Genomic DNA, 26,998 nt, shown 5'->3' on the forward strand with positions numbered 1-26,998 from the left:
CCTGTGCAGGTCGGGGCCGATGAAATTGAATTCAGCCGCCCCGGTAATCTCCAATGCGCAAGACAGCCGCGGTGCTCTGACACCTGAGGCTGTGTTGAACTAATATTTGTCTTCTTGTTTCACGCTCTGGAGAGCACTCATGGAATGGCGAAAAGGCCGGCGTAGCGACAATGTGGTCGATGCACGGGGCGCAGGTGGCGGTGGCATGCGCTTTGGCGGTGGCAAAGGGCTGGGGCTTGGCGCCATCTTGCTGATTGTCGGGATCGGCTGGCTGACGGGCCAGGACCCCTTGCAGATCCTCGGTCAACTGACTGGCCAGATGCAGCAGCAAGCGCCTGCCGTGACCGATGGCAAGGCGCCACCGGCCAATGACCAGCAGGCTGAATTCGTCGCCTCCGTATTGGGCGACACCGAAGACACCTGGCAAGCCCTGTTCGCCCAGTCCGGCAAACAGTACAGGGACCCCAAGCTGGTGCTGTTCAGTGGTCAGGTGAATTCTGCCTGCGGCTTTGCCACCGCGGCGGTCGGGCCGTTCTACTGCCCGGCGGATCAGCAGGTGTACCTGGACATGTCGTTCTTCCGGGAAATGGAGACACGCTTCTCGGCTGCCGGCGACTTCGCCCAGGCGTACGTGATCGCCCATGAAATCGGCCACCACGTGCAGACCCTGCTTGGCGTCTCGGCCAAGGTGGATGCGGCACGGCGCAGCGGCCAGCGCATGGAAGGCAGCAATGGCCTGCTGGTACGCCAGGAACTGCAAGCTGACTGTTTTGCTGGCGTGTGGGCCTACCAGGCACAAAAACGCCTGAACTGGTTGGAACCTGGCGATGTGGAGGAAGCGCTCAATGCCGCCAATGCCATCGGTGACGACCGACTGCAGCAACAGGGTCAAGGGCGCGTGGTGCCGGACTCGTTCACCCACGGCACCTCGGCGCAACGCGTACGCTGGTTCAAGGCCGGGTTCGCTCAAGGCGACGTCGACAGCTGCGACACCTTCAGCGCGCGTAATCTCTGAACATCTTCAGCGTTGCACCTGATTGATTCGACTATTACAGCACCTGTGGTCGCTGAAACGCGCCGTGTCGCCCTTACGGCTGAAAAAGCGTTTCAGCTTCCTCGTCAACGGCCGATAACTCCAGCACGATTGAGCGGGCATCCAGAATAACAACGCCTTGCGATCGGAGATCAAGAGAGCGAAAACAACTTCTGGAGTGCGTGCATGAACAGCTGGTTTGCCAATATCAGCGTCAACCTCAAACTCGGCCTGGGCTTCGGCCTGGTGCTGATCCTGACCGGCCTGTTGGCCCTGGTGGGCTGGACGAGCCTGGGCGGTCTCATCGACCGCAGCAACTGGATGAGCGACATCGGCCAGTTGAACAAGGACCTTACCGACCTGCGTATCGCCCGCCTGCAATACATGATCGCCAACGGCGATGACGCCGCTGCTGCCAATACCTTGGCCAAACTCGACACCTTCAGCAAGCAGCAGGCCTACCTGGAGCACACGTTCAAGAGCCCCCAGAACGTCAAGTTGCTGGGCGAACTGGGCGACATCATCAGCGCCTACAAGGTGTCGCTGTCCAAGATGCGCCAGGGCTACGACGCCAGCCGTGCCGCCCGCGCCGCCATGACCCGCGCCGGTAGCCAGGCTGACCAAGCCATGGAGGCATTGAGCCAGGAAGTCATGGCTCGCCCAGAGGCCGACGGCGTGCGCCTTGCGCAGTACCAGCTGATCAGCAAGGCCCGCCAGCAGCTGATGCAGGTGCGCATCGATGTACGCGGCTACATCGCCGACAACACGGCGGACAATGAACAAGCGGCTCTGCGCCAGCTCGATGCGGCGCTTGCGGTGGTCGATAGTCTCAAGCGTGAACTGTCCGGCCCAAGCGAGCGGGTGCAACAGCTCGAGCGCGCAGTCACCGACTACCGTGAAGCTACGCGTCAATTCCGCGATGCCGTGGCCACCATTACCGGTGCGCGCGCCGAGATGACGGTCCAGGGCGCGGACATCGTCAAGCACAGCGATGCGCTGTACAAGATCCAGCTGGAGCGTCGCGACGTCGAAAGCAGCCAGGCGCGCACCTTGCAGACCATCGCCACCCTGCTGGCATTGCTGGTGGGCATCGTGGCAGCCGTCCTGATCACCCGGCAGATCACCCGGCCGTTACAGGACACCTTGGCCGCGGTCGAGAAAATCGCCAGCGGCGACCTGACCCAGCAGTTGCATGTCACCCGCTGCGACGAGCTGGGGGTGCTGCAGCAAGGCATTGCCCGCATGGGCACGACCCTGCGCGAGCTGATCGGCGGCATCCGTGATGGCGTGACCCAGATCGCCAGCGCTGCCGAGGAGCTGTCAGCCGTGACCGAACAGACCAGTGCCGGTGCCAACAGCCAGAAAGTCGAAACCGACCAAGTGGCTACGGCGATGCACGAGATGGCCGCCACGGTTCAGGAAGTGGCGCGCAATGCCGAACAGGCTTCGCAGGCGGCCACAGGTGCCGACGGCGAAGCGCGGGCCGGGGATCGGGTGGTGGGCGAGGCAATCAGCCAGATCGAGCGCCTGGCGCAGGACATGCACCGCTCCACCGAGGCCATGACCGCGTTGCAGCAGGAAAGCCAGAAGATCGGCAGCGTCATGGACGTGATCAAGTCGGTGGCCGAGCAGACCAACCTGCTAGCCCTCAACGCGGCCATCGAGGCGGCGCGTGCGGGTGAAGCCGGGCGCGGTTTTGCCGTGGTGGCAGACGAAGTGCGCGGGCTGGCACAGCGTACGCAGAAGTCGACCGAGGAAATCGAGGAGCTGATCGCCAGCCTGCAGCATGGCACCCAGCAGGTGGCCAATGCCATGCAGGGCAGCCGCGCCTTGACCGACAGCAGCGTCGAACTGGCGCGCAAGGCTGGTGAGTCGCTGGAGAACATCACAGGCACCGTGTCGAGCATCCAGTCGATGAACCAGCAGATTGCCGCTGCGGCCGAGCAGCAGAGCGCGGTGGCCGAAGAGATCAGCCGCAGCATCCTGAATGTGCGCGATGTGTCGGAGCAGACGGCCTCGGCCAGCGACGAGACGGCGGCGTCGAGCGTTGAGCTGGCGCGGCTTGGGGGTGAGTTGCAGATGCTGGTCAGCCGGTTCCGGGTTTGACCTGAAGCAGTAGGTTGGACGGGGTGGGCCGTAGCAGAGGGGACGCAGCAGTTTGTGCAGTCTGTCGTGTGGCTGGATACCTGGGGCCGCTTTGCGGCCTCAGCTGTTGTTGCGGTCCCCAGCCGTCGGCTGAATGTCAGCACTCCGGCGCGCCAGCGAGCGGCGCGCCATCAGCCCTTTCACTTCACTACCATCCCTACCCCACGACCACGCGGGTCGGACGCAGTCTCAAGCGTCTGTCCATTGACCCGGATGGCCTGGATGTCGCCCATCTCCCAGCCTTGGTCCTCCAGCACGTAACCCATCTTTTTCAGATCAGCGGCCACCTGCCCGGTCAACGGCGCATAGCTGTCGAAATAGATCGTGTCCTTGGGCAGCAACTGGTGGTGCACCCGCTGCGCAGCCACTGCCTTGTCCAGCGGCATGCCGTAGTCGTACAGGTTGTTCATCACCTGGAAAATCGAGGTGAAAATACGCGACCCACCCGGCGTGCCGATCACCAGCTCCACCTTGCCGTCACGGGTCATGAGGCTGGGGCTCATGGAAGACAGCATGCGCTTGCCCGGCTCGATGGCATTGGCATCGCCACCGATCACGCCGAACGCATTGGCTGCACCTGGCTTGGCGCTAAAGTCGTCCATCTCGTCATTGAGCAGGAACCCGGCCCCCTTGACCACCACGCCACTGCCATAGTCGAGGTTGAGCGTGTAGGTATTGCTGACCGCATTGCCGGCCTTGTCCACGATGGAGAAATGCGTGGTCTGGTGCGGCTCCAGCCCCGGCTTGACCTGATCGGTAGCGGAAATGGCCTTGGGATTGACCTGCGCTGCGCGCTTGGCCAGGTAATCCTTGGCCACCAACTGGTCCACGGGCACTTTTGTGAAAGCCGGGTCGCCAAGGTAGTCGGCCCGATCGGCGAAGACGCGCTTTTCAATCTCGGCCAACAGGTGGATGTACTGCGCAGAGTTGTGCGCCACCCCCTTGAAATCGGCGGCACGGTCCTCCTTGATGCCCAGCAGCTGGGCCAGGGCAACGCCACCGGAACTGGGCGGAGGCGCGGTGTACACCACATTGCCGCGCCAGCTGACGGCCATTGGCTCGCGCCACACGGCCTTGTAGTCCTTCAGGTCCTGCTTGGTGATCAGCCCCTTGTCGGCCTGCATCTGCGCCACCAGCAGGTCGGCGGTCTTGCCTTGGTAGAATTCACTCACGCCCTTGTCGGCGATGCGCTCGAGGGTCTGGGCCATCTCGGGTTGTTTGAACAGCTCACCGACCTTCATGCTGCCGAAGTAGTCGTTGAAGTTGGTGGCGGTCTTGAACATGCCCTGGGCATCGTTGCGGTACTGATACTGCTTGTCCGCGACCTTGAAGCCGTTTTTGGCGTAGCCGATGGCCGGTGTCAGCAGCTCGCTCCATGGCAGCTTGCCGAACTTGCGATGGGCCTCCCACAAGCCCATCACCGTGCCTGGTACGCCCGCAGCACGGGCCCCCACCAGGCTCAGGTTCTCGATCACTTCGCCCTTGTCATCCAGGTACATGTTGCGCGTGGCCGCCTTGGGCGCCACTTCACGGTAGTCGAGGAAATAGGGCTTGCCGTCCACGAACAACGTCATGAAACCACCACCGCCAATGTTGCCGGCCTCGGGGTAAGTGACTGCCAGCGTGAATGCGGTGGCTACCGCGGCATCGACCGCGTTGCCGCCTTTTTTCAGGATATCGGCGGCTACCTGGGCGCCGTACTGATCAGGCGCGGCCACAGCCCCGCCCTTCAGGGCAACGGCGTACACCGATGAGCTGCCCAACAGCGCGGCTGCCAGAGCCAGGTACTGGAAAGGGACGCTACGCATGACACATTCCTTGGGTGTTGTTCTTGTGGGACCTTCAGTAAGACCCAAGCGTCAGGCCTGTGCAATCTCACCGTCCAGAACGCGCCGCCCCTAGGCAGCAGATGTCGCGTTCAGGCAACTGAACAGGCGTAGATCGCCAACTTGCGCTGGATGAAATCCAGGAAGCATTGAATGCGCAGGGCCAGTTGGGTATTGCGGTAGTACACCGCATGGATGGGCTGACGGTGGCCGTTGTTGGCCTGGGGCAGCACGACCTGAAGGCGGCCGCTGCGAATGTCTTCGTGGGTCATGAAGTGCGACAGGCTGACGATACCCTCCCCGGCCAGCGCCAGCTGGCGCAGCGTCTCGCCGCTGGACGCGACCAGCGTGGGCCGAATGGTCCAGTGCTCGCCCTGAGCATGGCGCAGAGGCCATTGGTTCAGCGTCTCGGGTTGGCTGAAGCCAAGCAGGCAGTGATCGGCCAGATCCTCGACCCGCTGCGGTGTGCCGTGACGCCTCAGATAAGCCGGGCTGGCGAGTACCTGCACCGGGCTGCAACCCAGGTTGCGCGCGTGCAGGCTGGAATCGGCCAGCTCGCCGATGCGGATGGCCACGTCGGTACTGTGCTCAAGCAGGTCGATGATCAGGTCGTCGGTGTTGAGCGCCAACTCGATGCCGGGGTACTGCTGCCGGAACTCGCCTATCCAGGGCACGATGGCGTGAAGCATGAATGGCGTGGCCGCGTTGACCCGCAGGCGACCGGTGGGCGTCTGCCGGTTCATCGCCAGGCGCTCTTCCAGCTCGTCCATCTGCCGCAGCACCTGCCTTGCCTGTTCGAGAAAGAACCGTCCTTCCTCGGTCAGGTCCATGCGCCGGGTGGTGCGGTTGACCAGCGTGGTGCCCAGCTTGGCCTCCAGGCGCGCCAGGGTTCGGCTGACTGCCGAGGGCGTCTGGCCCATTTGCGCGGCCGCTGCAGAGATCGACCCAGCGTCGATCACGGCGACGAACACCTGGAGTTCTTCGGATCGAGTTTTCACATCAAGACCTGTGAATAGAGTTGCCTGGGTCTAGATAGCCGCTTGCGCAAGGGAAGTCCAGCGATGCCCTCAGGGTAGAAGCCTACTGAGCCTTGCCAAACACGCGGTCCAGGTGCGCTTGGTAGGCCGCCAACGCGGCCGGGACATCCGGGCGCTTCATGACGTCGGTGGCAAGGAAGGTCGGCAAGCCGCTCATGCCCAGGAACTGCTGCGCCTTGTGGAAAGGGAAGTACACCGCATCCACACCTTTGCCCTCGAAGAAGTCGTCAGCCTCGTCGAACGCTTGCTGCGGAGCATTCCACGTGAGCGACAGCATGTACTGCTTGCCTTGAATGAGCCCGCCACTGCCGTATTTTTGCGTGTGATCCGAGCGAGTACGACCATCACTGGCATACAAGCTGCCATGCCCGGCAGTAAAGACCTCATCGAGGTACTTCTTGACGGTCCAGGGGGCGCCCATCCACCAGCCTGGCATCTGGTAGATCACCACGTCAGCCCAGAGGAATTTCTCCACCTCCTCCTGCACGTCATAGCCCCCGTCGATAAAGGTCTGACGTACGTCGAAACCTGCACGGTCAAGGTGCGCCAGTGCGGCCTCGTGCAGGGTGGTATTGAGCTGCCCGGCGGAATGGGCAAACTGTTTGCCGCCGTTGAGTAGCAGGATGTTTTTCATAGGGGCCTCCCGGACCTGGACACTGATTGCAGGCAAGCAGGTTAAAGTCGGGCCCGGTTGGGAAACAGCCAATCAACGGCAAAATACATTTGCCTCAAGATCACGAATCGACAGGGATTATTGCTTTAATCTCTAGCACTCCCGAAGCAGGAGAACGTCATGAACAAGCAGTACGCCTTCATTCTCAAAGCCAAGACACGCCCGGAAATGGCAGAAGCCTTCGAGCAACTGTTCCGGCCCTATGTCGAGCCCAGCCGCCGCGAACCCGGCTGTATCGAATACCACATGCTGCGCGATCAGCAGGACCCGAGCCTGTTCGTGTTCTTCGAAGTGTGGGCGGACAAGGCGGCACTGGATGTGCACTCGGCCCTGCCGCACATGGCCGCTTTTTTCGACCGGCGCATGGATTATCTGGAGCGCGACTTCGAAATCCAACGGGTCGACATGCTCAGCGGCTCATCCGCTAACCGTTGATCAGCAAATGCACGCCCAGCAGCATCAGGCCCACGAAGAAACAGCGGCGAAACACCTGTGCGCTGACGCGTCGACGCAGCCACTGGCCCGCCTGCATGCCAAGCAGGGCGGGCACTACCACCAGTAAAGAGGCACCCAGCGCCGGACCGCCGAGTACGCCCTGCCCGGCAAGGCCAACGGCCAGCGCCAGGGTGGACACCGTAAATGCCAGCCCAAGGGCCTGAATCATCTCGTCACGGTTAAGCCCAAGGCTTTGCAGGTAAGGCACTGCCGGCAGCACGAACACGCCTGTGGCCGCACTGATCACACCGGTAGCCAGGCCGCAGACAGGGCCTAGCCACCCTTCCCGTTTCCGCGCAACGCGCAAGGCCGGCCCAGCCAGCCCGTAAACGGCATAGAGCATCAGTGCGCCCCCCAGTGCATGCGCGGCCCAGGGGCCACTGCTGATGCCCAGCCACATACTGCCCAGCAAGGTGCCGATGAAAATCATGGCCAGCATCGGGCCCAGCCTGCGCAGCAACGCCTGCAAATGCCCCCCTGCTGCCAGTTGCCAGAGGTTGGTCACCGTGGAGGGGACGATCAGCAACGCAGCAGCCTGCGCAGGTGGCATAGCCAGGCCCAGCAGCCCCATGGCCACGGTCGGTAGGCCCAGCCCGATCACGCCTTTGACGGCACCTGCCAGAAGAAAGGTGGCAAACACCAGCGCAGTCAACAGTGGGCCAAGGTCTTGGTAAAACGCTGTGAAGGTCATCATGTGCCCATCATGGCGAATGCATGACGTGCTGAACATCTGTCATATTCGTGGTCAGCCTATTGCCCAGACAGAGCCTCATGCATTTTGACCTCGTTGACCTGACGCTTTTCCGGCACACCGTCGAGTGCGGCAATATCACCGCCGGCGCTGGGCGCAGCCACCTTTCACTGCCGGCAGCCAGTGCCCGGATTCGTGCCATGGAAGCGTCCCTGGGCGTTGCACTCTTGCTGCGCAATCGCCGGGGTGTCTGCCCCACGCCTGCAGGGCAGGCCTTGCTGCAACATGCCCGGCTCATCGCGCAACAAGTCGAGCGTTTGCAATTCGACCTGGGTCAGTACGCCCAAGGGCATCAAGGCCAGGTGCGCTTGCTATGCAACACCGCGGCCCTGACCCAATACCTGCCCGAACTGCTGGCGGCCTACCTGGCCCAGAACCCAGGGATGAGCGTGGATGTGCAGGAGCACCCGAGCCTGCGCATCGTGCAGGCCATCACCCAGGGCATGGCCGACCTGGGTATCATCTCCAGCGCAGCCCCTAGCGAGCATCTACAGACACGACCCTTTCGCGACGACCCTTTGGTACTGGTGACGCCGACGGATCACCCGCTCGCCAACCTTCCCACGCCGCGCTTCGTCGACAGCCTGGCCCATGGTCATGTCGGTCTCGGGCCGGCCAGTGCCCTGGCCCTTTACCTGGAGGAGCAGGCGCTGCGTGCAGGCCAGCGCATGCGCGTCAGGGTCCGTGCCGAGGGCTTGGAGGGTGTGTTGCGCATGGTCGCAGGCGGTGCCGGCGTCGGCGTCGTACCCCTGGCGGCGGTGCAGCGCTGGCAAGGGGTGTTGCCGCTGCGGGCCATGGCACTGCAGGAACCCTGGGCTAACCGGAGGTTGCTGTTGTGCGCGCGCGACTTCGCGGCCCTGCCAGGCTATGCAGCGGCATTGGTGGGGGTATTCACCGAGCGGACCTGAAACTTCTTGCAGCGCAGTCATGTCAGTGGCAAGAGCGCCGGTACCTGCGGCTTTACCGGCCACCAGGACTGCACCAGAATGCGCGACAACGCCCCACCAAAAAGGACTTGCCAGTGGCATCGATCTACCAGCTCAAACCCCGTTTCCAGGCCCTGCTGCGGCCTCTGGTGCAGCGCCTGTATGACAGGGGCATCACGGCCAACCAAGTCACGCTCGCCGCTGCCTTCATCTCCGTTGCGCTGGGGCTGCTGTTGGCGGCCCTGCCCCATCTCCAGGGGTTGTTCATCCTGGTGCCAATATGGATGCTGCTGCGCATGGCCCTCAATGCCATCGACGGCATGCTGGCGCGCGAATTTGGCCAGCAATCCACCCTCGGCGCCTATCTGAACGAACTGTGCGACGTGATCGCCGATGCCGCCTTGTACCTGCCGTTCGCGCTCTTGGTGGGCGTGCGGCCGGCGCTGGTGGTGATGGTGGTGCTGCTGGCGACGGTCAGCGAATACGCGGGCGTAATGGGCCCCTTGGCAGGTGCCTCGCGCCGTTACGACGGGCCCATGGGCAAGAGCGACCGCGCCTTCGCCTTCGGCGTACTGGGTACCGGTGTCGCCCTGGGTTTGCTTGACGGCACCTGGATCAATGGATTGCTGCTTGTGGTCCTGGCGCTCTGCCTCTATACCCTCTACAACCGGGTGCGTCGTGGGCTGGCTGAAACCCGCTGAGTCTTCGCCCGTCGCATAAGGATATCGACCATGCGCCAAGCGCAAAGCCTGTATTTTTCAACCCATGACGGTGTCGAGCTGCACTACCGTCATTGGCCTGCCACGCGCAACGAACACCAGCCGCGTCGGGCGGTGGTGATGTTCCACCGCGGCCATGAACACGGCGGGCGAATGGCCCACCTGGCCGATGAGCTGGCCATGCCGGGCTATGACTTTTTTGCCTGGGATGCCCGCGGCCACGGCCTGTCGCCCGGCGCACGCGGGGACAGCCCAGGCTTTGCGACCAGCGTGCGCGATGTGCAGACGTTCATCGAGCACATTCAGGCCCGCCACGGGCTGGCCGAACAGGACCTGGTGGTGCTGGCGCAAAGTGTCGGCGCGGTGCTGGTGGCCACCTGGGCCCATGACTACGCACCCAAGGTACGTTGCCTGGTGCTGGCGTCTCCGGCGTTCAAGGTCAAGCTGTACGTACCTTTTGCACGCCCTGGCTTGAAGCTGCTCAAGGCCTTGCGCGGCAATTTCTTCGTCAACAGCTACGTCAAGCCACAACTGCTGACCCATGACCCGGAACGGGTCATGTCGTACAAGGCAGACCCGCTGATCAGCCGGCCCATTTCGGTGACCATGCTGCTAGGCCTGTATGAAGCCGCCGACCGGGTGGTGGCCGACGCCCAGGCAATCCAGCTGCCCACGCAGCTGCTGGTCTCCGGTGCAGACCTGGTGGTCGAGCGCGCACCTCAGCAGCGCTTCTTCGACCGTCTGGGCAGTGCGCGCAAGGAGATGCATGTGCTGCCAGGGTTCTTCCACGACACCCTGGGCGAGCGCGAGCGGGCACACGCCTTACGCCGTATCGAGCGATTCGTCGAGCACTGCTTCGCCTGCCCGGTCGAACGGCGTTCGCTGCTCGATGCGGACAAGACCGGCGCCAGTTGCGCCGAGGCCGAGAGCCTGGCCGCGCCCTTGCCCCGCCACTCGCTGCGCGGGCTTTACTGGCGCGCCACCCGTGCCGGGCTGCGCTTGGGCAGCAAGGTAGCGGACGGCGTGCGGCTTGGCTTCGACACGGGTTTCGATTCGGGCAGCACACTGGATTATGTGTACCGTAACCAGCCCGCGGGTAAAGGCGGGCTGGGCCGCCTGGTCGACCAGAACTACCTCAATGCCATCGGTTGGCGTGGCATTCGCCAGCGCAAGGTGCATGTCGAAGCGCTGCTGCGCCTGGCCATGGATCGTCTGCGCGATGCCGGCCGCCCGGTGCACATCGTGGATATCGCAGCCGGCCATGGCCGCTACATTCTCGAAGCCCTGCAACAGGTCGATCAGCGCCCTGAGTCAATCCTGCTGCGCGACTACAGCCCGCTCAACGTGCAACAAGGCGCCGCACTGATCCAGGAAAAGGGCCTGAGTGACATTGCCCGTTTCGTTCAGGGCGATGCCTTCGACCGTCATAGCCTGGCGACGCTGGAACAGGCTCCGACGCTGGCAGTGGTGTCAGGCCTGTACGAACTGTTCGCCAGCAACACCCTGGTGAGCCAATCATTGGCTGGCCTGGCCCAGGCGATGGAGGATGGCAGTTACCTGGTCTACACCGGTCAACCGTGGCATCCGCAACTGGAGATGATTGCGCGCGCCTTGACCAGCCACCGGGGTGGCCAGGCTTGGGTGATGCGTCGCCGCAGCCAGGCAGAAATGGACCAGCTGGTTGAGGCAGCGGGCTTTCGCAAAGTGACCCAACGCATCGACGAGTGGGGAATTTTCAGTGTCAGCCTCGCTCAACGGGTGCGCTGAGTGGACCTTGTGTTGGTCGCCAGCCTGCTGCGACGGGGCCGGCAACTGGCAGGGCTCTCGGACGGCATGACCCTGCTTGCGCTCGGGTTCGGCCTGGCACCGTTGCTTGGCGCGGCGCTGTCGCCCTGGTCGGTTGTGCCGTGCCTGCTGCTCATTGGCCTGGGCATGCTGCACAAGTACTGGGCCATTCGCGTTGCGCTCGATGCCGAGCTGTTCGCGCACCTGGCCCAAAGCCAGGACCTGGCGGCAGACACGCAGGCGCTGGACCGCGCGTTGTTCGACCATGGGCTCAAGCCGCAGCCGACCGATGCGCGTACCTGGCCGGTCCGCAGCCGGGCTGCGCTCGGCCTGCTGCGTCGCCAGGCCCTGTGCCTGGGCCTGCAACTCACGGTGGCCTTGGCTACCCTGCTGATACTGTCTATCAAAGGATGATGAACGCTCCATGCTCGCCAACCTCACCGCCTACCTGATCACTTCGGCCGCACGCCTGATTACCGGGGCGCGAGCCCTCTGGCTGGGGTGCACACCTCTTCCGGTGCAGCGCCTGTACTTTGCCAACCACAGCAGCCACGGCGATTTCGTCCTGCTGTGGGCATCGCTGCCCCAGACGCTGCGGCGTCGCACTCGGCCGGTAGCTGGCGCCGACTACTGGGCCAAGCCGGGTATTCGCGATTTTCTCATCCGCAAGGTGTTCAACGGCGTGCTGATCCAGCGACAACGCGACGAAGGCCAGGGTCACCCCTTGCAACCGGTGCTCGATGCCGTGGCCCAGGGCGACTCGCTGATCTTCTTTCCCGAAGGCACACGCAACCTCAGCGATGAGCCATTATTGCCGTTGCGAAGTGGCCTGTATCACCTGGCGGCGGCCCACCCACAGGTCGAACTGGTGCCGGTGTGGATCGCCAACCTCAATCGGGTGATGCCCAAGGGACGCGCCTTGCCGTTGCCGTTGCTATGCACCCTGAGTTTCGGCGAACCCTTGCACCTGCAGGCCGACGAAAGCAAGCAAGCCTTTCTGGAGCGGGCTGGCCAGGCCCTGCTCGATCTAGCACCCAAGGACGTTTGACATGCACGACAATACCTTCGCGCTGTTCGCCGGCATCGGCGCCCTGCTGCTGCTCGCCAGTGTGATCGGCCGTGTCCTGAAATGGCGCGCAGGCCCCGGGCCCCATGCGGTGATCGACAACCTCAACGCCCGCATCAATGCCTGGTGGGTCATGGTGCTGGTGATCGGCATCGCCTTCGTCTTCGGCAAATACGGCGTGATCGTGTTGTTCTACGGCGTGTCGTTCTACGCCTTGCGCGAATTCATGACCCTCACGCCCACCCGGCGCAGTGACTACCCCGCCCTGGCAGCGGCGTTCTACATTGCGCTGCCCGTCCAGTACGTGCTGATCGCCATGGACTGGTATGGCCTGTTCAGCATCTTCATTCCGGTCTACCTGTTCCTGTTGCTGCCGATCCTGGCCAGCCTGGGGGGCGACACCACGCGCTTTCTGGAGCGGGCTTCCAAGGTGCAGTGGGGCTTGATGATCGCGGTGTATTGCGTGTCGGCGGTACCGGCGCTGATGACCCTGGAGATTCCCGGTTTTGAAGGGCGCAACCTGCTGCTTATCGCCTGGCTGATCGTGGTGGTGCAGCTCAGTGATGTGCTGCAGTACGTGTGCGGCAAGCTGTTTGGCAAGCGCAAGGTGGCGCCAAACCTCTCGCCTTCCAAAACCCTCGAGGGCCTGGTGGGCGGCGTGGCACTGGCCACGCTGATCGGCGCGCTGCTGTGCTGGATCACGCCGTTCAGCTTCTGGCAGGCTGCCCTGATGGCCCTGGCGGTCAATGCCATGGGCTTCTTTGGTGGGCTGGTGATGTCGGCGATCAAGCGCGACCGTGGTGTGAAGGACTGGGGGCACATGATCGAAGGCCATGGCGGCATGCTCGACCGCATCGACTCGGTCTGCTTCGCTGCACCGGTGTTTTTCCACTTCGTGCGTTACTGGTGGGCTTGAAGCGGCGCCAAGGCCTGGTAGCGAACTAGCCTGTAGCCTGAGCTGAATCTGCATGAACAGCGCGACCAGGCACCTGGACGTCGACTTCAGGCAACTGCACGGGCGCTTCAACACCTATGGTGACGGGTCATTCAACCAGTCACAGGAGTTGTGCCATGTCCGATTTCATCACCGTGCTGCGTGAAACCTGCCCCACCCCGGTCGTGGACGCTACCAAGTGGAAACGCATCGGCGGCGACCCGCACACCGTGAACCTGAACGCCTATCTGTCAGCCGACGGCAGCAAGATCATGGGCACCTGGATCTGCACCCCAGGCAAGTTCGAAGTCAACTATGACAAGTGGGAATACTGCCACTTCCTCGATGGCTACTGCATCGTCACCCCGGAAGGCGAGGAACCAAAACACCTCAAGGCAGGTGACGTGTTCGTGATCGAGCCAGGAATGAAGGGCACCTGGGAGGTGGTCGAGACGGTGCGCAAGTACTTCGTCTTCGCCTGATTCGCAGGCGCAGGGGGCGCAATGAGCCGCCCCCTGCACGTTGATCACGTGCCCCCTTTGCTCACTCTGGCTTGCGGTAGGCCTCGATGATGGCCGAGAAGTCCTTGCCCCCCTCCCCGCGCAGGCTCATGGCCTGGTACAGCTGTTGCGCAACGGCGCCAAGGATCACAGGCTGGCGGGCCTGACGCGCAGCTTCAGTGGCCAGCCCCAGGTCCTTGAGCATCAATTCGGCGCCGAAGCCGCCGGTATAGCCACGCGAGGACGGCGCCGTGTCGATCACGCCAGGCCAGGGATTATAGGTGTCGGAGCTCCAGCAGCGTCCGGTGGAGCTGTTGATGATGCCTGCCAGCACTTGGGTGTCGATACCCAAGGCATTGCCCAGCGCCATGGCCTCGGACACACCGATCATCGAAATGCCCAGCAGCAGGTTGTTGCAGATCTTGGCGATCTGCCCCGTCCCCACTTCGCCGCAGTGCACGATGTTGCGGCCCATGTGCGCGAGCACCGGCTTGAGCGCTGCGAACAGTGCGTCGCTGGCCCCGACCATGAACGTCAGCGTACCGGCCGCCGCCCCACCCGTGCCCCCTGAGACCGGTGCATCGCCCATGTCCACGCCCTTGGCGGCCGCCGCCTTGGACACCTCGCGGGCGGTTTGCGGGTCGATGGTGCTGCAATCGACGGTAGGTGTGCCAGCTCGGATCCCGGCCAGTACCCCATCGTCATCGAGGTAGACGCTGCGCACGTGCGCGGCGGCCGGCAACATGGTGATGACCAGGTCACTTTCGGCCACCGCCTCGCGTGGTGAGGCGCTGACCTGCCCACCCAGGGCGCCGAGTTCTGCCAGTACCTCCTTGTTCAGGTCGAACAGGGCAAGGTGGTGACCGGCCTTGATCAGGTTGCGGGCCATGGGGGCGCCCATGTTGCCCAAGCCAATGAATGCGATACGCATGTCGTGCTCCTTAGCGCAGGCTGATGGTGGTGTTCACGCCGTCATTGATACTGTCGTCATCGAACCAACGGGCGGTAACCGTCTTGGTCTGGGTGTAGAACTGCACCACCTGCTTGCCGTACGGCCCCAGGTCTCCCAGCTTGGAGCCGCGCGAGCCGGTGAAGCTGAAGAACGGTACGGGCACCGGGATCGGGATGTTGATGCCCACCTGCCCGACGTCGATCTCGCTCTGGAACTTGCGCGCCGCCGCGCCGCTCTGGGTGAACAGACCGGTGCCGTTGCCGAACGGGTTGGCGTTGACCAGTGCGATGGCCTCGTCGAGGGTATCGACCTCGAGCGTGACCAGCACCGGCCCGAAGATTTCCTGGGTATAGACCTGCATGTCGGTGGTCACCCCCGAGAACAAGGTAGGGCCGACGAAGTTGCCTTGCTCATAGCCCGGCACCTTGACGTCGCGGCCATCGAGCTCCAACGTGGCGCCTTCTCGGATGCCGCTCTCGATCAGGCCCAAAACACGCTCCTTGGCCCGCTTGGACACCACCGGCCCCACATCGGTACCCGGCTCGCAGCCAGCGTTGACGCTAAGCTTGCTCGCGGCCTGCTTGATGTCCGGCAGCCATTCGCGGGCCTTGCCCACCAGCACCGCGACCGAGGTGGCCATGCAGCGCTGGCCCGCGGCGCCAAAGGCCGCCCCTACAAGGGCATTCACGGTCTGCGTACGGTTGGCGTCCGGCAGCACTACGGCATGGTTCTTGGCGCCCATCATCGACTGCACGCGCTTGCCATGCTGGCTGGCCAGGTTGTAGACATGGGTACCCACTTCGGTCGAGCCGACGAAGGAAATCGCCTTGATGTCCTGGTGCGTGCACAGGGCATCGACCACGGCCTTGCCCCCATGGACGACGTTGAGCACACCGGCCGGCACCCCGGCCTCTACGGCCAGTTCGACCAGCAACAGCGTGGACAACGGGTCCTGCTCGGAGGGCTTGAGCACGAACGTATTGCCACAGACGATGGCCATGGGGAACATCCACAGCGGGATCATCGCGGGGAAGTTGAACGGTGTAATGCCGGCGCACACCCCAATCGGCTGGCGCAAGGTATAGGTATCGACACCGCCTGCCACGTTTTCGGCGAATTCGCCCATTTGCAGGGTACCGATGGACGCCGCGTGCTCGACCACTTCCAGGCCACGGAAGATATCGCCCTCGGCGTCGGCCAGTGTCTTGCCCTGTTCGGCGCTCAGCACCTGGGCAATGCGCTTGCTGTGCTCACGAATCAGCGCTTGGAGCTTGAGCATGATGCGCATGCGCGCGCCAATCGGCGTATGGCGCCAGGTCAAGAAGGCACGCTGGGCCGCTGCCACGGCGGCGTCCACCTCCTCGGTGGTGGCGAACGGAACACGCGCCAGCACGGCCTGGGTGGCCGGGTTGACGATATCGCGCCACTCGCTCGTTCGGGACTCCACCCATTGGCCATCGATCAGCAGCTTGGCCTGCTCGACCTTGGTCTGGTCAGGTGACTGGGGTGCGTTCATCTGCGTTCTCCTTGGAATTATTGTCAGGACGAGATCGCCAGCGCCGTCGCTAACGCGGGGTGGCGTAAGAGGGCATGTTTCGAGTATAGATGTGCAAACATCCTACAAGAACGCATAAAAATTCCGGATCATCATGCAAAAAGACCTCACATCCCTGAGTGCGCTCAACTGGGACGACTTGAAGTTCTTTCTTGAAGTAGCCCGCACCCGCAAGGCCAGCAGTGCGGCCAAACGCTTGAGCGTGGACTACACCACCGTCTCGCGGCGCATCACTTCGCTGGAGGGCGCGCTTGGCACCTTGTTGTTCGAAAAATCGCGCACCAGCGGTTTTGTGCTGACGGCAGAAGGCCAACGCCTACTCGGTTATGCCGAGGCCATCGAGAGTACGCTGCACATGGCGTGCGAGCAGGTATCAGGCTCTGGGGTGGCGCTGTCGGGGCATGTGCGCATGGGCTGCACCGAAGGCTTCGGCAGCTTTTTCATCACCCCGCAGCTGAGCCACTTCGTCGATGCATACCCGGCGATTTCAGTGGATATCCTGCCGCTGCCGCACTTCATCAGCCTGTCCAAGCGCGAGGCAGACATCGTCATCGCCCTGGAACGCCCGGAACACGGGCCCTATGTATGCTGCAAGCTGTGCGACTACCGGCTGCGCCTGTACGCCACCCAGGCCTACTTGGACAGCCACGCGCCGATCCAGGCCGTTGCCGACCTGGCCGGGCATCCCTTCATCAGCTATGTCGACGACCTGGCTTTCAGCTCCGAGCTGCTGTACCTGGCCAACCTGATCCCGGGGGCCACGGCTCACCTGCGCAGTACCAGCGTGATTGCCCAGTACACCGCTGCGCTTCAAGGTCGGGGGCTGGCCATTCTGCCGTGTTTTCTGGCCGCGCAGGACCCGCGGCTGGTGACGGTGCTGCCCGATCAGGTGGAGGTGACGCGGCAATTCTGGATGTATTGCCGCGAAGACCTGCGCAAACTCAAGCGCATCACCTTGTTGTGGGACTACATCCGCGAGGTGACCGAAGCCAATGCCCCACTGATGATGGGGCAGGATACGGTGATGCGCTTCGCCAAGGCCTGCACCCAGCCCTGACGGCGCTCGCCCTCACACCTGCTCGAGCATCAACCCCGAGATACGTCGAACCTTGCGCTCCACGGCTTCCTCGAAGATGCCCTGGCGAGGTTCGACCAGGCTGAAGCAGTGCTTGGCACGGGTGATGCCGGTGTAGATCAGCTCCTTGGTCAGCACCGGATTGAGCGCGTCGGGCAGGACCAGTGCGGTATGGCCGAACTCCGAGCCCTGGGATTTGTGCACGGTCATGGCGAACACGGTTTCCACCTCGTTCAAGCGGCTGGGCAGTACAAAGCGTACGCCACCCTTGCCATCGTTGCGGGGAAAGGCCACGCGCAGCAATGGCTTGCCCTGTTCGTCCGGCAGGCACAGGGCGATGCCGATGTCGCCGTTCATCAAACCCAGCCCATAGTCGTTGCGCGTGACCAACACCGGGCGGCCCTCGTACCAAGGCTGCTGGCTGTCGATCAGGCGGGCGTTGTGCAGCACCCGCGCCACGCGCTCGTTCAACCCTTCAACGCCCCAGGCGCCGCGGCGCACGGCGCACAACAGCTGGAAATCCTCGAAACTGTGCAAGACCTTGGCAGCCCAGCGCTCCCACGCAGGGTCGTCAAAGGGAGTGTCCAGCGCCGGACGCTGGCTGCCCAGTGTACGCAGGTAGCTGCGATAGCCCTGGGGGCCTTCTGCGCCGCGGTCCAGGCCGTCGAGCAGCAGGCGATCGAAGGCGCGGTCATGCTCCTGTTTCAGGGCCAGGCTGTGGACGTCGGGCGGCGGCATGGCCAGCAGGTTGCGCGCCGCATGGCTTTTCTGGCGGTTGACCAACCGAGCGAGCTGGCCGATGCCGCTGCCTTCGCCGAAGCGCCGGGAAAAGCGCAGCATGACCACTTGCTGAGCGAGTGGGTGGCGCTGTTCATCACCTGGCTCAAGACCGCTTTCAGACAGCGATTGCCCGCCGATATGCTCCAGCCATGCTTGGGTCGCTGGGGAGTAGCGGCCCTGCTCGGCATCCCGGCACAAGTCACCCAGCACCGCACCGGCCTCCACCGAGGCCAGCTGGTCCTTGTCACCCAGCAGCACCAGCCGTGCCTTTGGCGGCATGGCATCGAGCAGGTTGGCCATCATCTCCAGGTCGATCATCGAGGCTTCATCGACCACCAGTACGTCCAAGGGCAGCGGGTTGGCGGCATTGTGACGGAAATGTCGCGAGCCTGGACGGCTGCCGAGTAGGCGGTGCACGGTACTGACTTCAGTGGGGATATGGCCACGCACGGCGCTGCTGACCTGCAGACGCTCGACTTGCTGGCCAATGGATTCGGTCAGGCGAGCAGCGGCCTTGCCCGTAGGCGCCGCCAGGCGGATGCGCAACGGCCTGCCCGCTTCCACTGCCGGGGCCTGGAGCAAGGCAAGCAGGCGTACCACGGTGGTGGTCTTGCCGGTGCCAGGCCCACCGGTGATGATGCTGAACCCGGCGCGCGTGGCCAGGGCGCAGGCAAGCTTCTGCCAGTCCACCTGCCCTGCGAGGCTGCCGCCCTCGAACAAGGCGTCCAGACGCGCCGCCAGGTCTGGGGGTACGGCGTCGGCCTGGGTCAGGCGTTGGCGCAGGGTGCTGTCGATGCGCCGTTCATAACTCCAGTAGCGGCGCAGGTAGAGGCGTTCGCCGCTGAGGACCAAGGGCCGTGTGTGCTGCCCGGGCGCATCGGCGGCTGCCACCAGCGGGCTTGCGGCAATGCGCTGGCGCCAGGCGTCCAGGTCAAGGCCGGCCAGCAGCTGGGAGGGCAACAGCAGCGGGCCGGTCAGCGCATCACCCTCAGGCGGTAACGAGAGCGCGAAGTCAGGTTCGGCCAAGGTCTGCTGCAAGTCCAGGCAGACGTGCCCATGCCCCAGTTGATGGCTGGCAAGGGCGGCGGCCAACAGCAACAGCGGGTCGCTGCCCGGCGCAAGCGTCTCCAGAAATGACACGAAAGCACGGTCCAGCGCCCGCAACCAGCCGCGTTCGACCCAGCGATCGAGCAGTTGCAGCAGGTCACTGCTGCGGTGTTGAGGGGCCAGGGCCAGTAGGTGCTCGGCTTGCAGGGGGGTGGGCAGCAGGTCGAGGAGGCTTCGGCTCATGGGGCGTCTCCGGCAAACAGGTCATGCGCAGCAGGCGCGTGCTCGCCGCGAAACAACACATCGAGGGTTTCGATCAGCTCGCGCGGGGGCTTGGCGTGATAAATGCCATGCCCGCTGCTGTTGGCCCCTCGCAGGAAAATGAAAAGGGCCCCGCCCACATGAAGGTCGTAGTCATAGTCCGGCAGGCGGGCGCGCAGCTGTCGGTGCAGGGCCAACAGGTACAGCACGTACTGCAGGTCGTAACGATGCTCGAGGATGGCTCGCTGCATCGCGGCAGGGTCATACGCCTGGATGTCCGGGCCCAACCAGTTGGACTTGTAATCGGTCACGTAGTAGCGCCCCTCCAGCTCGAACGCCAGGTCGATGAAGCCCTTGAACATGCCGTTGAGCAGCGTCGGCTGCGCGGCTGGGCGCAGTAGCCCTGGATGGGTGTAGTGGGCCACCAGGCGGTCGAGCTGCTGGGCATCGACCTGATGACTGGCAAACCAGAACTCCATCTCGACCTGATAGCGAGTGAGCTGGCTGAGGGTCACGGTGAGGCCGTTTTGCGCCACTGGCATCGGTGTGTCGAGCAGGCTTGTGAGCCACTGGGTCAGCGTCGGTATCCAGCCCTCCCAGCCGCGCCGGTTACAGCGCTGGCCCACGGTACGGGCCAGCGCTTGCGGGTTGTCGCGCACCTGGGCAAAGCCTTCGCGCCCGGCCCACTCCAGCAAACCGTGGAGGAACGTGCCGGGGTTGGGACCGCGCGGGAAACGGTGGATGTCTCCGCTATCGGCCGGGACCTCGCGCAGAACCTGGGTATCGACGCGCTCATCATCGAGCAGTTGTTGCGCCAGGGAACTGTCGACGCCCAGCGCCTGTTCGCCGATCCGCAGGGCGCTGTAAGAGGCGATCCACCACTGTTCGGCCGCCGCGCGGCGGGGCATACGGGCTGGAACCAGCTGATGATGCAACTGCGGTGTGTGGTAGGGCGCCCGGTCCGCCTCCGGAAGCCCTGGGCAGGTAATGTGCGCGCTGGTCTCGGCCAGTGCTTGCAACCAGTCTGCCAGTTGCTTGGAGTCGGCAAGCTCAGCGCCGCCGCCCAGCAGGTAGCCGAGCGCCGAGCGATGCAGGTTCGAGCGCTTGTGATTCCCGCGCTTGAGGTCGGCCACCCCCAGCCAGCAGGCGTGCTGGGCACGGGTAAGCGCCACATACAAAAGGCGCAAGTCTTCGGCCAAGCGTTCGTCATCGGCGCGCTCGATCTGCGTAGCGTCCGGCGTCAGGGTCAGGTGCGCATTGCCTTGGCTGTCGTGCCAGGCGAGCGGCAGGCGGCTGCCGTCCACCGGTTTGCTGGAGCAGATGAACGGGAGATACACCAACGGGTATTCCAGGCCCTTGGACTTGTGGATGGTCACCACCTTGACCAGTTGCTCGTCACTCTCCAGGCGCAGGATCTGCTCCTCGCCAGCCTGGCCTGAACTGGCCAGGTGATCGGCCAGGTGCCGGATCAGCGCCTGTTCACCGTCCAGCTCGCCTGCGGCCTGCTGGAGCAACTCGGCCAAGTGCAACAGGTTGGTGAGCACGCGCTCGCCGTCCGTGCGGCGAATGAGCGTTCGCGGCAGTTCGAAGTCATGCAGCAACTGGCGCAGCATGGGCAGCACGCCTTGGCGCTGCCACGTGTCGCGGTAGGCGCGAAACCGCATCACCCAGCTTTCCCACACCCGTTCGTCCTGGTTCAGGCGATCAAGCGCCGGCAGCGACAGGTCGAGCGTCAAGCTGGCCAACGCCGCCTTGAGCAGGCGCTCGGAGTCCGGCTCTGCGCAGGCTTTGAGCCAGGCCAGCAGGTCATGGGCTTCCTGGGCGGCGAACACCGAGTCCTTGTCGGAGAGGTAGACGCTGCGCACGCCTCGGGCAGCGAGCTCCGCGCGGATGCGTTGCGCATCGTGGCCATCGCGCACCAGGATGGCGATGTCCGAAGGCAGGCACGGGCGCAATTGGCCATTGGCGTGCGCAAAGCCTGCCGCGCCGAGTTGACTGGCGTTGAGCAGGCCCACGATGTGGCTCGCGCAACTGGCGGCCATCTGCTGCCGGTAAACGCCCACCGAAACCGGCTCGTCGCTTGGGAGCTGCCAGCACTGGAGTGCGGCGCAGGGTTGCCCCTGGAGCATCAGTTGCTCGCTGCGGCCCTGGGCGCGCACGGCAACGAAGGGCAGAGGGTTGTCGTGCGCCTCCCGAAAGAGGAAGGCGCCCCGCCCGCCGGAACGCGCCTCGGCCTGCTGGAACACCTGGTTGACCGCTGCGACCATGCCTTCGCTGGAGCGGTAGTTGGTGTCCAGGCTGTGCAAGCGCCCTTGAGTCGCGCGCCGGGCAGCGAGGTAGGTGTAGATATCGGCACCGCGGAAGGCGTAGATCGCCTGCTTGGGGTCGCCGATCATGAACAGGCCGGTGTCGCCGTGGTTCTCGCCGATGCGGTAGATGCGTTCGAAGATGCCGTACTGGACCGGATCGGTGTCCTGGAATTCATCGATCATCGCCACCGGGAACTGCTCGCGGATCAATCCGGCCAGACGCTCGCCTGCCTCGCTATGCAGTGCCTGCTGCAACCGCAGGAGCATGTCATCAAAGCCCATTTCCGCGCGGCGCCGCTTCTCCACTTCGAACTGCGCCGAAACCCAACTGGCGGCATGCTCAAGCAGCGCTGCATCCGGGCTGGCCAGGCCCTGCAGGTCCTGTTGCAGTGTTTGCATGGCATCGAGTGCAGGGTGCGCTGGCGGCTCGCCGACTTTCCAGGCCTCGGCCAGGCCCGCAGGGGTCAAACGGGTGAAGCCCGTGCCCAGGTCAAGTTCTACGCACTGCTCGTCGCTGCACCACAGGCACAACTTGTCGAACCAGGGCTCGAAATAGCGGGCCTGCATCTTCCTGCCATCCACCTGCTTGGCGGCCACGGCGTCGCGACAGAGCTGTCGCAGCTCCGGTGCCCAGGCAGCCCAGGGCTTCTTGAGCCGGGCCAACTGCTCGTCGCGGGCCTGCAACGCCTCAAGAATCAATGCCTCGGGCTCAGGCCCTTGGTGGGCAGCACGCACCCTGCCAAACAACGGGCGAATGCGGGGCAAGAGCGCAGCAGGGCTGACCCAATGGCTGCGTACCCAAGCCAGGGCCTGGCTTTGCATGCCGTAGCAGAAACGTCGCCAGTAATCGCGCACTACCTGCCCCAGCAGTTCGCTGTGGTCGGTTTCCAGGGTCTGGGTGAACAGGCTGCCGCTATCGAATGCGTGTTCACGCAGCATGCGCTGGCACCAGCCGTGAATGGTCGATACGGCAGCCTCGTCCATCCACTGCACAGCCGTTTCCAGCCGGGCGGCGCTGCTTGGCCAAGCGTGCTCTGGATAATCGTCACGCAGTTGCGCCAGCAACGGGTCGACTGCTTGGAGTTCGCCGCGGAAAAACCGCGCCGCCTCGGCCAGCCGAGTCCGGATACGCTCGCGCAACTCCTTGGTGGCAGCGTCGGTGAACGTGACCACCAGAATCTGCGGCGGCAGCAGCTCCCGTTCGAAACCCTGCTCGCCACCATGGCCGAGGATAAGGCGCAGGTACAAGGCCGAAATGGTGAATGTCTTGCCGGTTCCCGCGCTGGCTTCGATCAGCTGACTGCCGTGCAAGGGGAAATTCAGGGCCAATGGCCGAGCCTGGGTCATGCGTTTTTCTCCGGATTGCCCAGGGTTTGCCAGGGGGCGTCGAACAGGGGGCGGTACAAGGCCTCGCACCATCCCTCGAAGGTTTCGTCGGCCGTGAGCGCGGCGAAATCGCGGAACTGCCGGGCCAGGGCAACGCTTTCACCGCGCTCGCCGGCACTGGTGCGTTCGTCGCCTTCGTAAGCACGGGCAGCGGCAGCCATGGCTTTGTCCGGCTCGTCCTGGGCGAGCCAGGCGAATGCCGTCTTTGGCGCCACTGGCAGCGGTGCACACATGCCCGCCTGGCGTGCCACCAGCAGTTCTCCCAACAGCTGGGCTGCCGCTTGCTGGCCGACTGGCGCCAGTAGCAGGGTCACGTCACTGGCTACCAGCGCAGTGTGATAGGCATAACCTGCGGCGCAGGCGGCAAGGTGTGTCACCCATGGCGCGATGAGGCGATGCCATTTGAGGCTGTTGCGCCCTGCACTGATGGTGTTGGGGACCGTGGTGATGCTCAGCACGCTCTGGTCATCGCCTTGGAACACGCGGCCCAGCCAGCCCTCCAGCCGATGAGGACCGTGCTCGAAATGCACCGGCAGTGCGCCCTCAACCTGCCGCGGCCAGCGTTCGAGCAACTGCCCATGGCGTTGCAGCAAGTCAGGCAGCGGCTCGATGAGGTCGTGCTGCAAGAGCTCGCCAAAGCCGGCCAAGGGCAACAGGCCCTGGGCCTGCAGGCGGCGTGCTTGCTGATGCAGGGCACGCGGGGCATCCTCGGGTGCGCTCAAGGCTGCGCTGAGTAATGCTTCACTTGCGCCATAACGTTGCAAGGCGTCGAGCACGAAAGGCTCTTCGTCCGGCGTGGGCGCTTCGAGCGCTTCGAAGTAGACCTTGAGCCGCTGACTGAAGAAGTGCCGCACGGGGTGCCTGAGAAAATCGGCCAGCTGGTTCAATGTCAGCGGCTCATCATCCTGATAGGGCGTCAGCTCGGACAGGTCGTGAGGGTCGTCGCTGTGGGCCTGGTGTAGCACTTGCCACTCGTGCGCGTAACTGAACAGCACGCTGCCTTGTTCGAAATAGCGCAGGCTGAACGGCTGCAACGGGTGTTCCTGGGTCAGGGCGTGAAGCAGTTGCTGGCCCGGATCGTGTTTGGTGTCGGCTTGCGCATCGGCCAGTTGCCATCCCGCAGCGATGTGATCGCGAAGCTGGCCGATCAGTACCGAGGCAGGACGCTCGCTGTTGTCGCGGATACTGCGGCCCACCCAGCTCACGTAGAGCTGGTCCTGGGCCGACAATACGGCTTCGAGCAACAGGTAGCGATCATCTTCCCGACGCGAACGATCACCTGGGCGATAGTCGGTGGCCATCAGGTCGAAATCCAGCGGTGGCTGCGCGCGAGGATAGTCACCGTCGTTCATGCCCAGCAGGCAGACCACGCGAAACGGGATGGCCCGCATGGGCATGAGGGTACAGAAGTTCACCGAGCCTGCCAGAAAGCGCTGGGACAATTTGCCTTGATCCAGGCCCGACAACCAGGCCTCGCGCACCACCGTAAGGGGCAGTGGATCTTGCAGGTCCACGGTTTCGCAGACATCCAGCCACGATTCGCGCAGATCCTGCAACTGGATCAGCAAGAACTCATCCTGCTCATCCTCGGCCAGGAAGAAGACGTGCAGCAAGGCATTGAGGCGTTCGCTCCACTCGCCGGCGTTGGCCGGGGATGACAAGGTTTGGCACGCCACTTCCAGCGCATCGAGCAACGCGACAAGCGGGCCAATCAGCGCAGCGTCCAGCCCGCCTATCTCGTCATAAGGCTCGATGCCATCGCAGGCATCACCCACACCCACGGCATACCCCAGCAACATCCGCCGCAAACCAAAGCGCCAGGAGTTCTGCTCGAGCCCTTCCGGCAAGCCCAGGCTGGCCCGTTGCTCGGCATTGAGCCCCCAGCGAATGCCGGCCCCTTCGATCCAGCGGTGTAGGGTGGGCAAGTCGCCTTCGCGAATGCCGAACCGAGCCCGTACTGCCGGCACGTCCAGCAGGTCCAGCACTTCGCTGACGGCAAAGCGGCTTTCGGGAAGTTTGAGCAGGTGCTCCAAGGCGATCAGCAGCGGCTCGCGGCCACGCTGGCCTTGGTCGGTCAAGGTAAAAGGGATGTAGCGAGAGTCTTTACGCTGCACCTGGCCGAAGACGGCCCGAATGTGCGGTGCGTAGCTATCGACATCGGGCAACATGACGATCACGTCGCGCGGACGCAGTGTGGGATCTGCGCTGAAGCGAGCCAACAACTGATCGTGGAGAATCTCGACTTCCCGTTGCGGGCTGTGCGCAACGTGAAAGCGCACCGAACGGTCGCGGCGTGCGTTGACCGGCGGCCACTGCTCACGGGATTCGGCCAGCGGGCGCAATTGAAGGATGTCGTCCTGTAGCTGGTTGAGCAGCGTTACGGGTGAGCCTTCGGTGAACAGGTCGATGCGTCCATCGCTGAAGACACCCCGGTAACTTCCTGGGTCGTCGTAGCTGTCGAGCAGATTGATGTAGTCGCGGCCTTGCTTGCCCCAGGCTGCCAACAGGGGATGCGCGTGTTGGTGCAGTGACTGGTCATCGAGTTCCAATGGCATGCCGGGCCGGCGTTGCTGACGCTTGTACTGGTGCCGCAGCAAGTCCTTGTCGGCCACGATATCGGCCCAGTGATGGCGACAAGGATTGTGCACGCATAATAGCACCTGGCTGAAACGGGCGAGACCGGCCAGCGCTTCGAGCGTCTGGGCCGGCAGCGAGGAGATACCGAACACGATGACCCGCGCAGGCAGGTTTGCCGGGGCCTGCTTCAGGTCGTCGATACAGGCCATGAACCGCTGGTGGACACCGGCACGGCTTTGGGCCATGCCCTCCTCGCCTACGTCCTCCAACAAGGCGCGCCACAGTTCTGCCTGCCAGCAGTTATCCACAGGCAATGGCTTGCGTTCGCTGCGGGCAGTATTGAGCACATGTCGTCCTGCGGCCCACTCTTTCAACCAGTCGGCGCGGTAGACCTGATATTGGTCGAACAGGTCGGCCAGGCGCTCGGCGAGCTGATAGCGTTTGCGCAGATCGCTGTCGTCAGTGAGAAAACGCCGCAACGGCTCGAAGTGCGGCCGCTCGACCAGTTCGGGTAATAGGCGCATCAGGCGCCAGGTGAGCGGTGCCTTGTCGAGCAGCGACACTTCCGGTATCTGATCGCGGCCCAACACGGTGCGGTACAACTGCCACATGAAACTACCCGGGAGCTGCATCTCGATGGCAGCGGCAATGCCACAACCGCCCTGGTCATCTTCAAGGGGGTCTTCGGCCAAGGCGAGCTTGAGCCATTGGGCGATACCATTGCTCTGAACCAGCGCGATTTCGTTCTCTAGAGGCGCCAGGGGGTAACGGCGCATCCAGCTCACCACCAGGCTGCGCAGGTCGTCGGGACGATTGCCATGGACGATCATGAAGCCAGGCAGGAGGTGGGTACTGGACATCGGCAGGTCTCTTTGGGGCGCGTTGACTTGAGGAGGAACGATATCACGGCGCGGGTCAAGGGCGGCGAGGCCGTAGCAAGGTGTGGAAGCGTTGGTGCGGGGTATTTAATGCTCCAAGGCATAGCAGTCGCGTGCTTACACCTGCTGCTCAATGGCGGTTGCTCGTTTGACGACACCAACGCTGATACGTAAGTTTTTTCAGCCCAAAGACAAAACCCCTACCTGCATACGCAGATAGGGGTTTTGCGAAATGAATCTTGACGATGACCTACTCTCACATGGGGAAACCCCACACTACCATCGGCG

Annotated in this window: 20 protein-coding genes and 1 pseudogene; 12 read left to right on the top strand and 9 right to left on the bottom strand. The window is 63.7% G+C overall.

All coding sequences use genetic code 11. The features are described from left to right. Positions 1–139: 139 nt before the first annotated feature. The 3 genes and pseudogenes from FS767_RS17165 (at position 140) to FS767_RS23550 (ending at position 3,139) form a co-directional block, all read left to right on the top strand. A complete protein-coding gene (locus tag FS767_RS17165; RefSeq protein WP_058604860.1) occupies positions 140–1,015 on the top strand; it encodes a neutral zinc metallopeptidase in 876 nt (291 codons plus the stop codon). A 339-nt stretch (positions 1,016–1,354) separates the two neighbouring features. After that, positions 1,355–2,236, top strand: a pseudogene (locus FS767_RS23545) (methyl-accepting chemotaxis protein); the annotation flags it as partial. A 198-nt stretch (positions 2,237–2,434) separates the two neighbouring features. Next, positions 2,435–3,139, top strand: coding sequence for a methyl-accepting chemotaxis protein (locus tag FS767_RS23550; RefSeq protein ID WP_371921598.1), 705 nt, complete (start codon positions 2,435–2,437; stop codon positions 3,137–3,139). A gap of 179 nt (positions 3,140–3,318) precedes the next feature. Here the strand turns inward: FS767_RS23550 and ggt are convergent, their stop codons facing one another. The 3 genes from ggt to FS767_RS17185 form a co-directional block, all read right to left on the bottom strand. Further along, on the bottom strand, positions 3,319–4,986 hold the full coding sequence (gene ggt, locus FS767_RS17175) for a gamma-glutamyltransferase (protein ID WP_144967008.1): 1,668 nt from the start codon (positions 4,984–4,986) through the stop codon (positions 3,319–3,321). A gap of 110 nt (positions 4,987–5,096) precedes the next feature. Next, complete coding sequence (locus FS767_RS17180) at positions 5,097–6,002, bottom strand: LysR family transcriptional regulator (protein ID WP_144967009.1); 906 nt, start codon at positions 6,000–6,002, stop codon at positions 5,097–5,099. Positions 6,003–6,084: 82 nt separating this feature from the next. Beyond that, positions 6,085–6,675 carry an NAD(P)H-dependent oxidoreductase gene (locus tag FS767_RS17185; RefSeq protein WP_078477999.1) on the bottom strand — a complete coding sequence of 197 codons (591 nt, stop codon included), beginning with the start codon at positions 6,673–6,675 and terminating at the stop codon, positions 6,085–6,087. Positions 6,676–6,834: 159 nt separating this feature from the next. Here FS767_RS17185 and FS767_RS17190 point away from each other — a divergent pair, with 159 nt between their 5' ends. Next, a complete protein-coding gene (locus FS767_RS17190) occupies positions 6,835–7,149 on the top strand; it encodes a putative quinol monooxygenase (protein WP_144967010.1) in 315 nt (104 codons plus the stop codon). On the opposite strand, the gene FS767_RS17195 is transcribed toward FS767_RS17190, so the two are convergent. Further along, positions 7,139–7,903 (bottom strand): sulfite exporter TauE/SafE family protein, encoded by a 765-nt coding sequence (locus FS767_RS17195; protein WP_144967011.1) that lies wholly within the window; start codon positions 7,901–7,903, stop codon positions 7,139–7,141. The two genes, FS767_RS17190 and FS767_RS17195, sit on opposite strands and share 11 nt — an antisense overlap. Positions 7,904–7,980: 77 nt before the next feature. Between FS767_RS17195 and FS767_RS17200 the strand changes: the two genes are divergently transcribed. The 7 genes from FS767_RS17200 to FS767_RS17230 all read left to right on the top strand — a co-directional run bounded on the left by FS767_RS17200 (position 7,981) and on the right by FS767_RS17230 (position 13,872). Further along, on the top strand, positions 7,981–8,868 hold the full coding sequence (locus FS767_RS17200) for a LysR substrate-binding domain-containing protein (protein ID WP_144967012.1): 888 nt from the start codon (positions 7,981–7,983) through the stop codon (positions 8,866–8,868). 113 nt (positions 8,869–8,981) lie between these two features. Further along, complete coding sequence (locus FS767_RS17205) at positions 8,982–9,587, top strand: CDP-alcohol phosphatidyltransferase family protein (protein ID WP_144967013.1); 606 nt, start codon at positions 8,982–8,984, stop codon at positions 9,585–9,587. Positions 9,588–9,617: 30 nt separating this feature from the next. Further along, positions 9,618–11,372 (top strand): bifunctional alpha/beta hydrolase/class I SAM-dependent methyltransferase, encoded by a 1,755-nt coding sequence (locus FS767_RS17210; RefSeq protein ID WP_144967014.1) that lies wholly within the window; start codon positions 9,618–9,620, stop codon positions 11,370–11,372. Next, positions 11,373–11,804 carry a hypothetical protein gene (locus FS767_RS17215; RefSeq protein ID WP_144967015.1) on the top strand — a complete coding sequence of 144 codons (432 nt, stop codon included), beginning with the start codon at positions 11,373–11,375 and terminating at the stop codon, positions 11,802–11,804. Between the two features lie 10 nt (positions 11,805–11,814). Continuing rightward, positions 11,815–12,438, top strand: coding sequence for a lysophospholipid acyltransferase family protein (locus FS767_RS17220; protein WP_058604849.1), 624 nt, complete (start codon positions 11,815–11,817; stop codon positions 12,436–12,438). Between the two features lies 1 nt (position 12,439). Continuing rightward, entirely contained in the window at positions 12,440–13,372 is a 933-nt protein-coding gene (locus tag FS767_RS17225; protein ID WP_058639891.1) for a phosphatidate cytidylyltransferase, read from the top strand. Between the two features lie 155 nt (positions 13,373–13,527). After that, positions 13,528–13,872, top strand: coding sequence for a cupin domain-containing protein (locus FS767_RS17230; protein ID WP_023534343.1), 345 nt, complete (start codon positions 13,528–13,530; stop codon positions 13,870–13,872). Between the two features lie 61 nt (positions 13,873–13,933). On the opposite strand, the gene mmsB is transcribed toward FS767_RS17230, so the two are convergent. Then, positions 13,934–14,821: a 3-hydroxyisobutyrate dehydrogenase gene (gene mmsB / locus FS767_RS17235; protein WP_144967016.1), complete on the bottom strand. Its 888-nt coding sequence runs from the start codon at positions 14,819–14,821 to the stop codon at positions 13,934–13,936. A gap of 10 nt (positions 14,822–14,831) precedes the next feature. Next, positions 14,832–16,358 carry a CoA-acylating methylmalonate-semialdehyde dehydrogenase gene (locus tag FS767_RS17240; RefSeq protein WP_058604846.1) on the bottom strand — a complete coding sequence of 509 codons (1,527 nt, stop codon included), beginning with the start codon at positions 16,356–16,358 and terminating at the stop codon, positions 14,832–14,834. Between the two features lie 133 nt (positions 16,359–16,491). Between FS767_RS17240 and FS767_RS17245 the strand changes: the two genes are divergently transcribed. Further along, positions 16,492–17,454: a LysR family transcriptional regulator gene (locus FS767_RS17245; RefSeq protein ID WP_144967017.1), complete on the top strand. Its 963-nt coding sequence runs from the start codon at positions 16,492–16,494 to the stop codon at positions 17,452–17,454. Between the two features lie 12 nt (positions 17,455–17,466). Here the strand turns inward: FS767_RS17245 and recD are convergent, their stop codons facing one another. Genes recD through recC form a run of 3 tightly spaced genes read right to left on the bottom strand, consistent with a single transcriptional unit; the run spans position 17,467 to position 26,692 of the window. Beyond that, the gene (recD, locus tag FS767_RS17250) at positions 17,467–19,542 is read right to left on the bottom strand and encodes an exodeoxyribonuclease V subunit alpha (RefSeq protein ID WP_144967018.1); all 2,076 of its coding nucleotides are present in this window, start codon (positions 19,540–19,542) and stop codon (positions 17,467–17,469) included. Beyond that, positions 19,539–23,216 (bottom strand): exodeoxyribonuclease V subunit beta, encoded by a 3,678-nt coding sequence (gene recB, locus FS767_RS17255; RefSeq protein ID WP_144967019.1) that lies wholly within the window; start codon positions 23,214–23,216, stop codon positions 19,539–19,541. Before recB ends, recD begins: the two co-directional genes overlap by 4 nt. Further along, positions 23,213–26,692 carry an exodeoxyribonuclease V subunit gamma gene (gene recC, locus FS767_RS17260; RefSeq protein ID WP_144967020.1) on the bottom strand — a complete coding sequence of 1,160 codons (3,480 nt, stop codon included), beginning with the start codon at positions 26,690–26,692 and terminating at the stop codon, positions 23,213–23,215. The genes recB and recC overlap by 4 nt, the downstream gene beginning before the upstream one ends. Positions 26,693–26,998 lie beyond the last annotated feature (306 nt).

Source organism: Pseudomonas sp. DE0010, from assembly GCF_007680745.1.
GTDB lineage: Bacteria > Pseudomonadota > Gammaproteobacteria > Pseudomonadales > Pseudomonadaceae > Aquipseudomonas > Aquipseudomonas parafulva_B.

What these genes read in the sequence shown, in the direction of transcription:
- FS767_RS17225 (WP_058639891.1), top strand. Translation starts at nt 12,440, where the DNA reads ATGCACGACAATACCTTCGCGCTGTTCGCCGGCATCGGCGCCCTGCTG.
- recB (WP_144967019.1), bottom strand. Translation starts at nt 23,216, where the DNA reads ATGACCCAGGCTCGGCCATTGGCCCTGAATTTCCCCTTGCACGGCAGT.
- FS767_RS17190 (WP_144967010.1), top strand. Translation starts at nt 6,835, where the DNA reads ATGAACAAGCAGTACGCCTTCATTCTCAAAGCCAAGACACGCCCGGAA.
- FS767_RS17195 (WP_144967011.1), bottom strand. Translation starts at nt 7,903, where the DNA reads ATGATGACCTTCACAGCGTTTTACCAAGACCTTGGCCCACTGTTGACT.
- FS767_RS17245 (WP_144967017.1), top strand. Translation starts at nt 16,492, where the DNA reads ATGCAAAAAGACCTCACATCCCTGAGTGCGCTCAACTGGGACGACTTG.
- recC (WP_144967020.1), bottom strand. Translation starts at nt 26,692, where the DNA reads ATGTCCAGTACCCACCTCCTGCCTGGCTTCATGATCGTCCATGGCAAT.
- FS767_RS17165 (WP_058604860.1), top strand. Translation starts at nt 140, where the DNA reads ATGGAATGGCGAAAAGGCCGGCGTAGCGACAATGTGGTCGATGCACGG.
- mmsB (WP_144967016.1), bottom strand. Translation starts at nt 14,821, where the DNA reads ATGCGTATCGCATTCATTGGCTTGGGCAACATGGGCGCCCCCATGGCC.
- FS767_RS17220 (WP_058604849.1), top strand. Translation starts at nt 11,815, where the DNA reads ATGCTCGCCAACCTCACCGCCTACCTGATCACTTCGGCCGCACGCCTG.
- FS767_RS23550 (WP_371921598.1), top strand. Translation starts at nt 2,435, where the DNA reads ATGGCCGCCACGGTTCAGGAAGTGGCGCGCAATGCCGAACAGGCTTCG.
- FS767_RS17210 (WP_144967014.1), top strand. Translation starts at nt 9,618, where the DNA reads ATGCGCCAAGCGCAAAGCCTGTATTTTTCAACCCATGACGGTGTCGAG.
- FS767_RS17185 (WP_078477999.1), bottom strand. Translation starts at nt 6,675, where the DNA reads ATGAAAAACATCCTGCTACTCAACGGCGGCAAACAGTTTGCCCATTCC.
- FS767_RS17230 (WP_023534343.1), top strand. Translation starts at nt 13,528, where the DNA reads ATGTCCGATTTCATCACCGTGCTGCGTGAAACCTGCCCCACCCCGGTC.
- FS767_RS17240 (WP_058604846.1), bottom strand. Translation starts at nt 16,358, where the DNA reads ATGAACGCACCCCAGTCACCTGACCAGACCAAGGTCGAGCAGGCCAAG.
- recD (WP_144967018.1), bottom strand. Translation starts at nt 19,542, where the DNA reads ATGAGCCGAAGCCTCCTCGACCTGCTGCCCACCCCCCTGCAAGCCGAG.
- ggt (WP_144967008.1), bottom strand. Translation starts at nt 4,986, where the DNA reads ATGCGTAGCGTCCCTTTCCAGTACCTGGCTCTGGCAGCCGCGCTGTTG.
- FS767_RS17200 (WP_144967012.1), top strand. Translation starts at nt 7,981, where the DNA reads ATGCATTTTGACCTCGTTGACCTGACGCTTTTCCGGCACACCGTCGAG.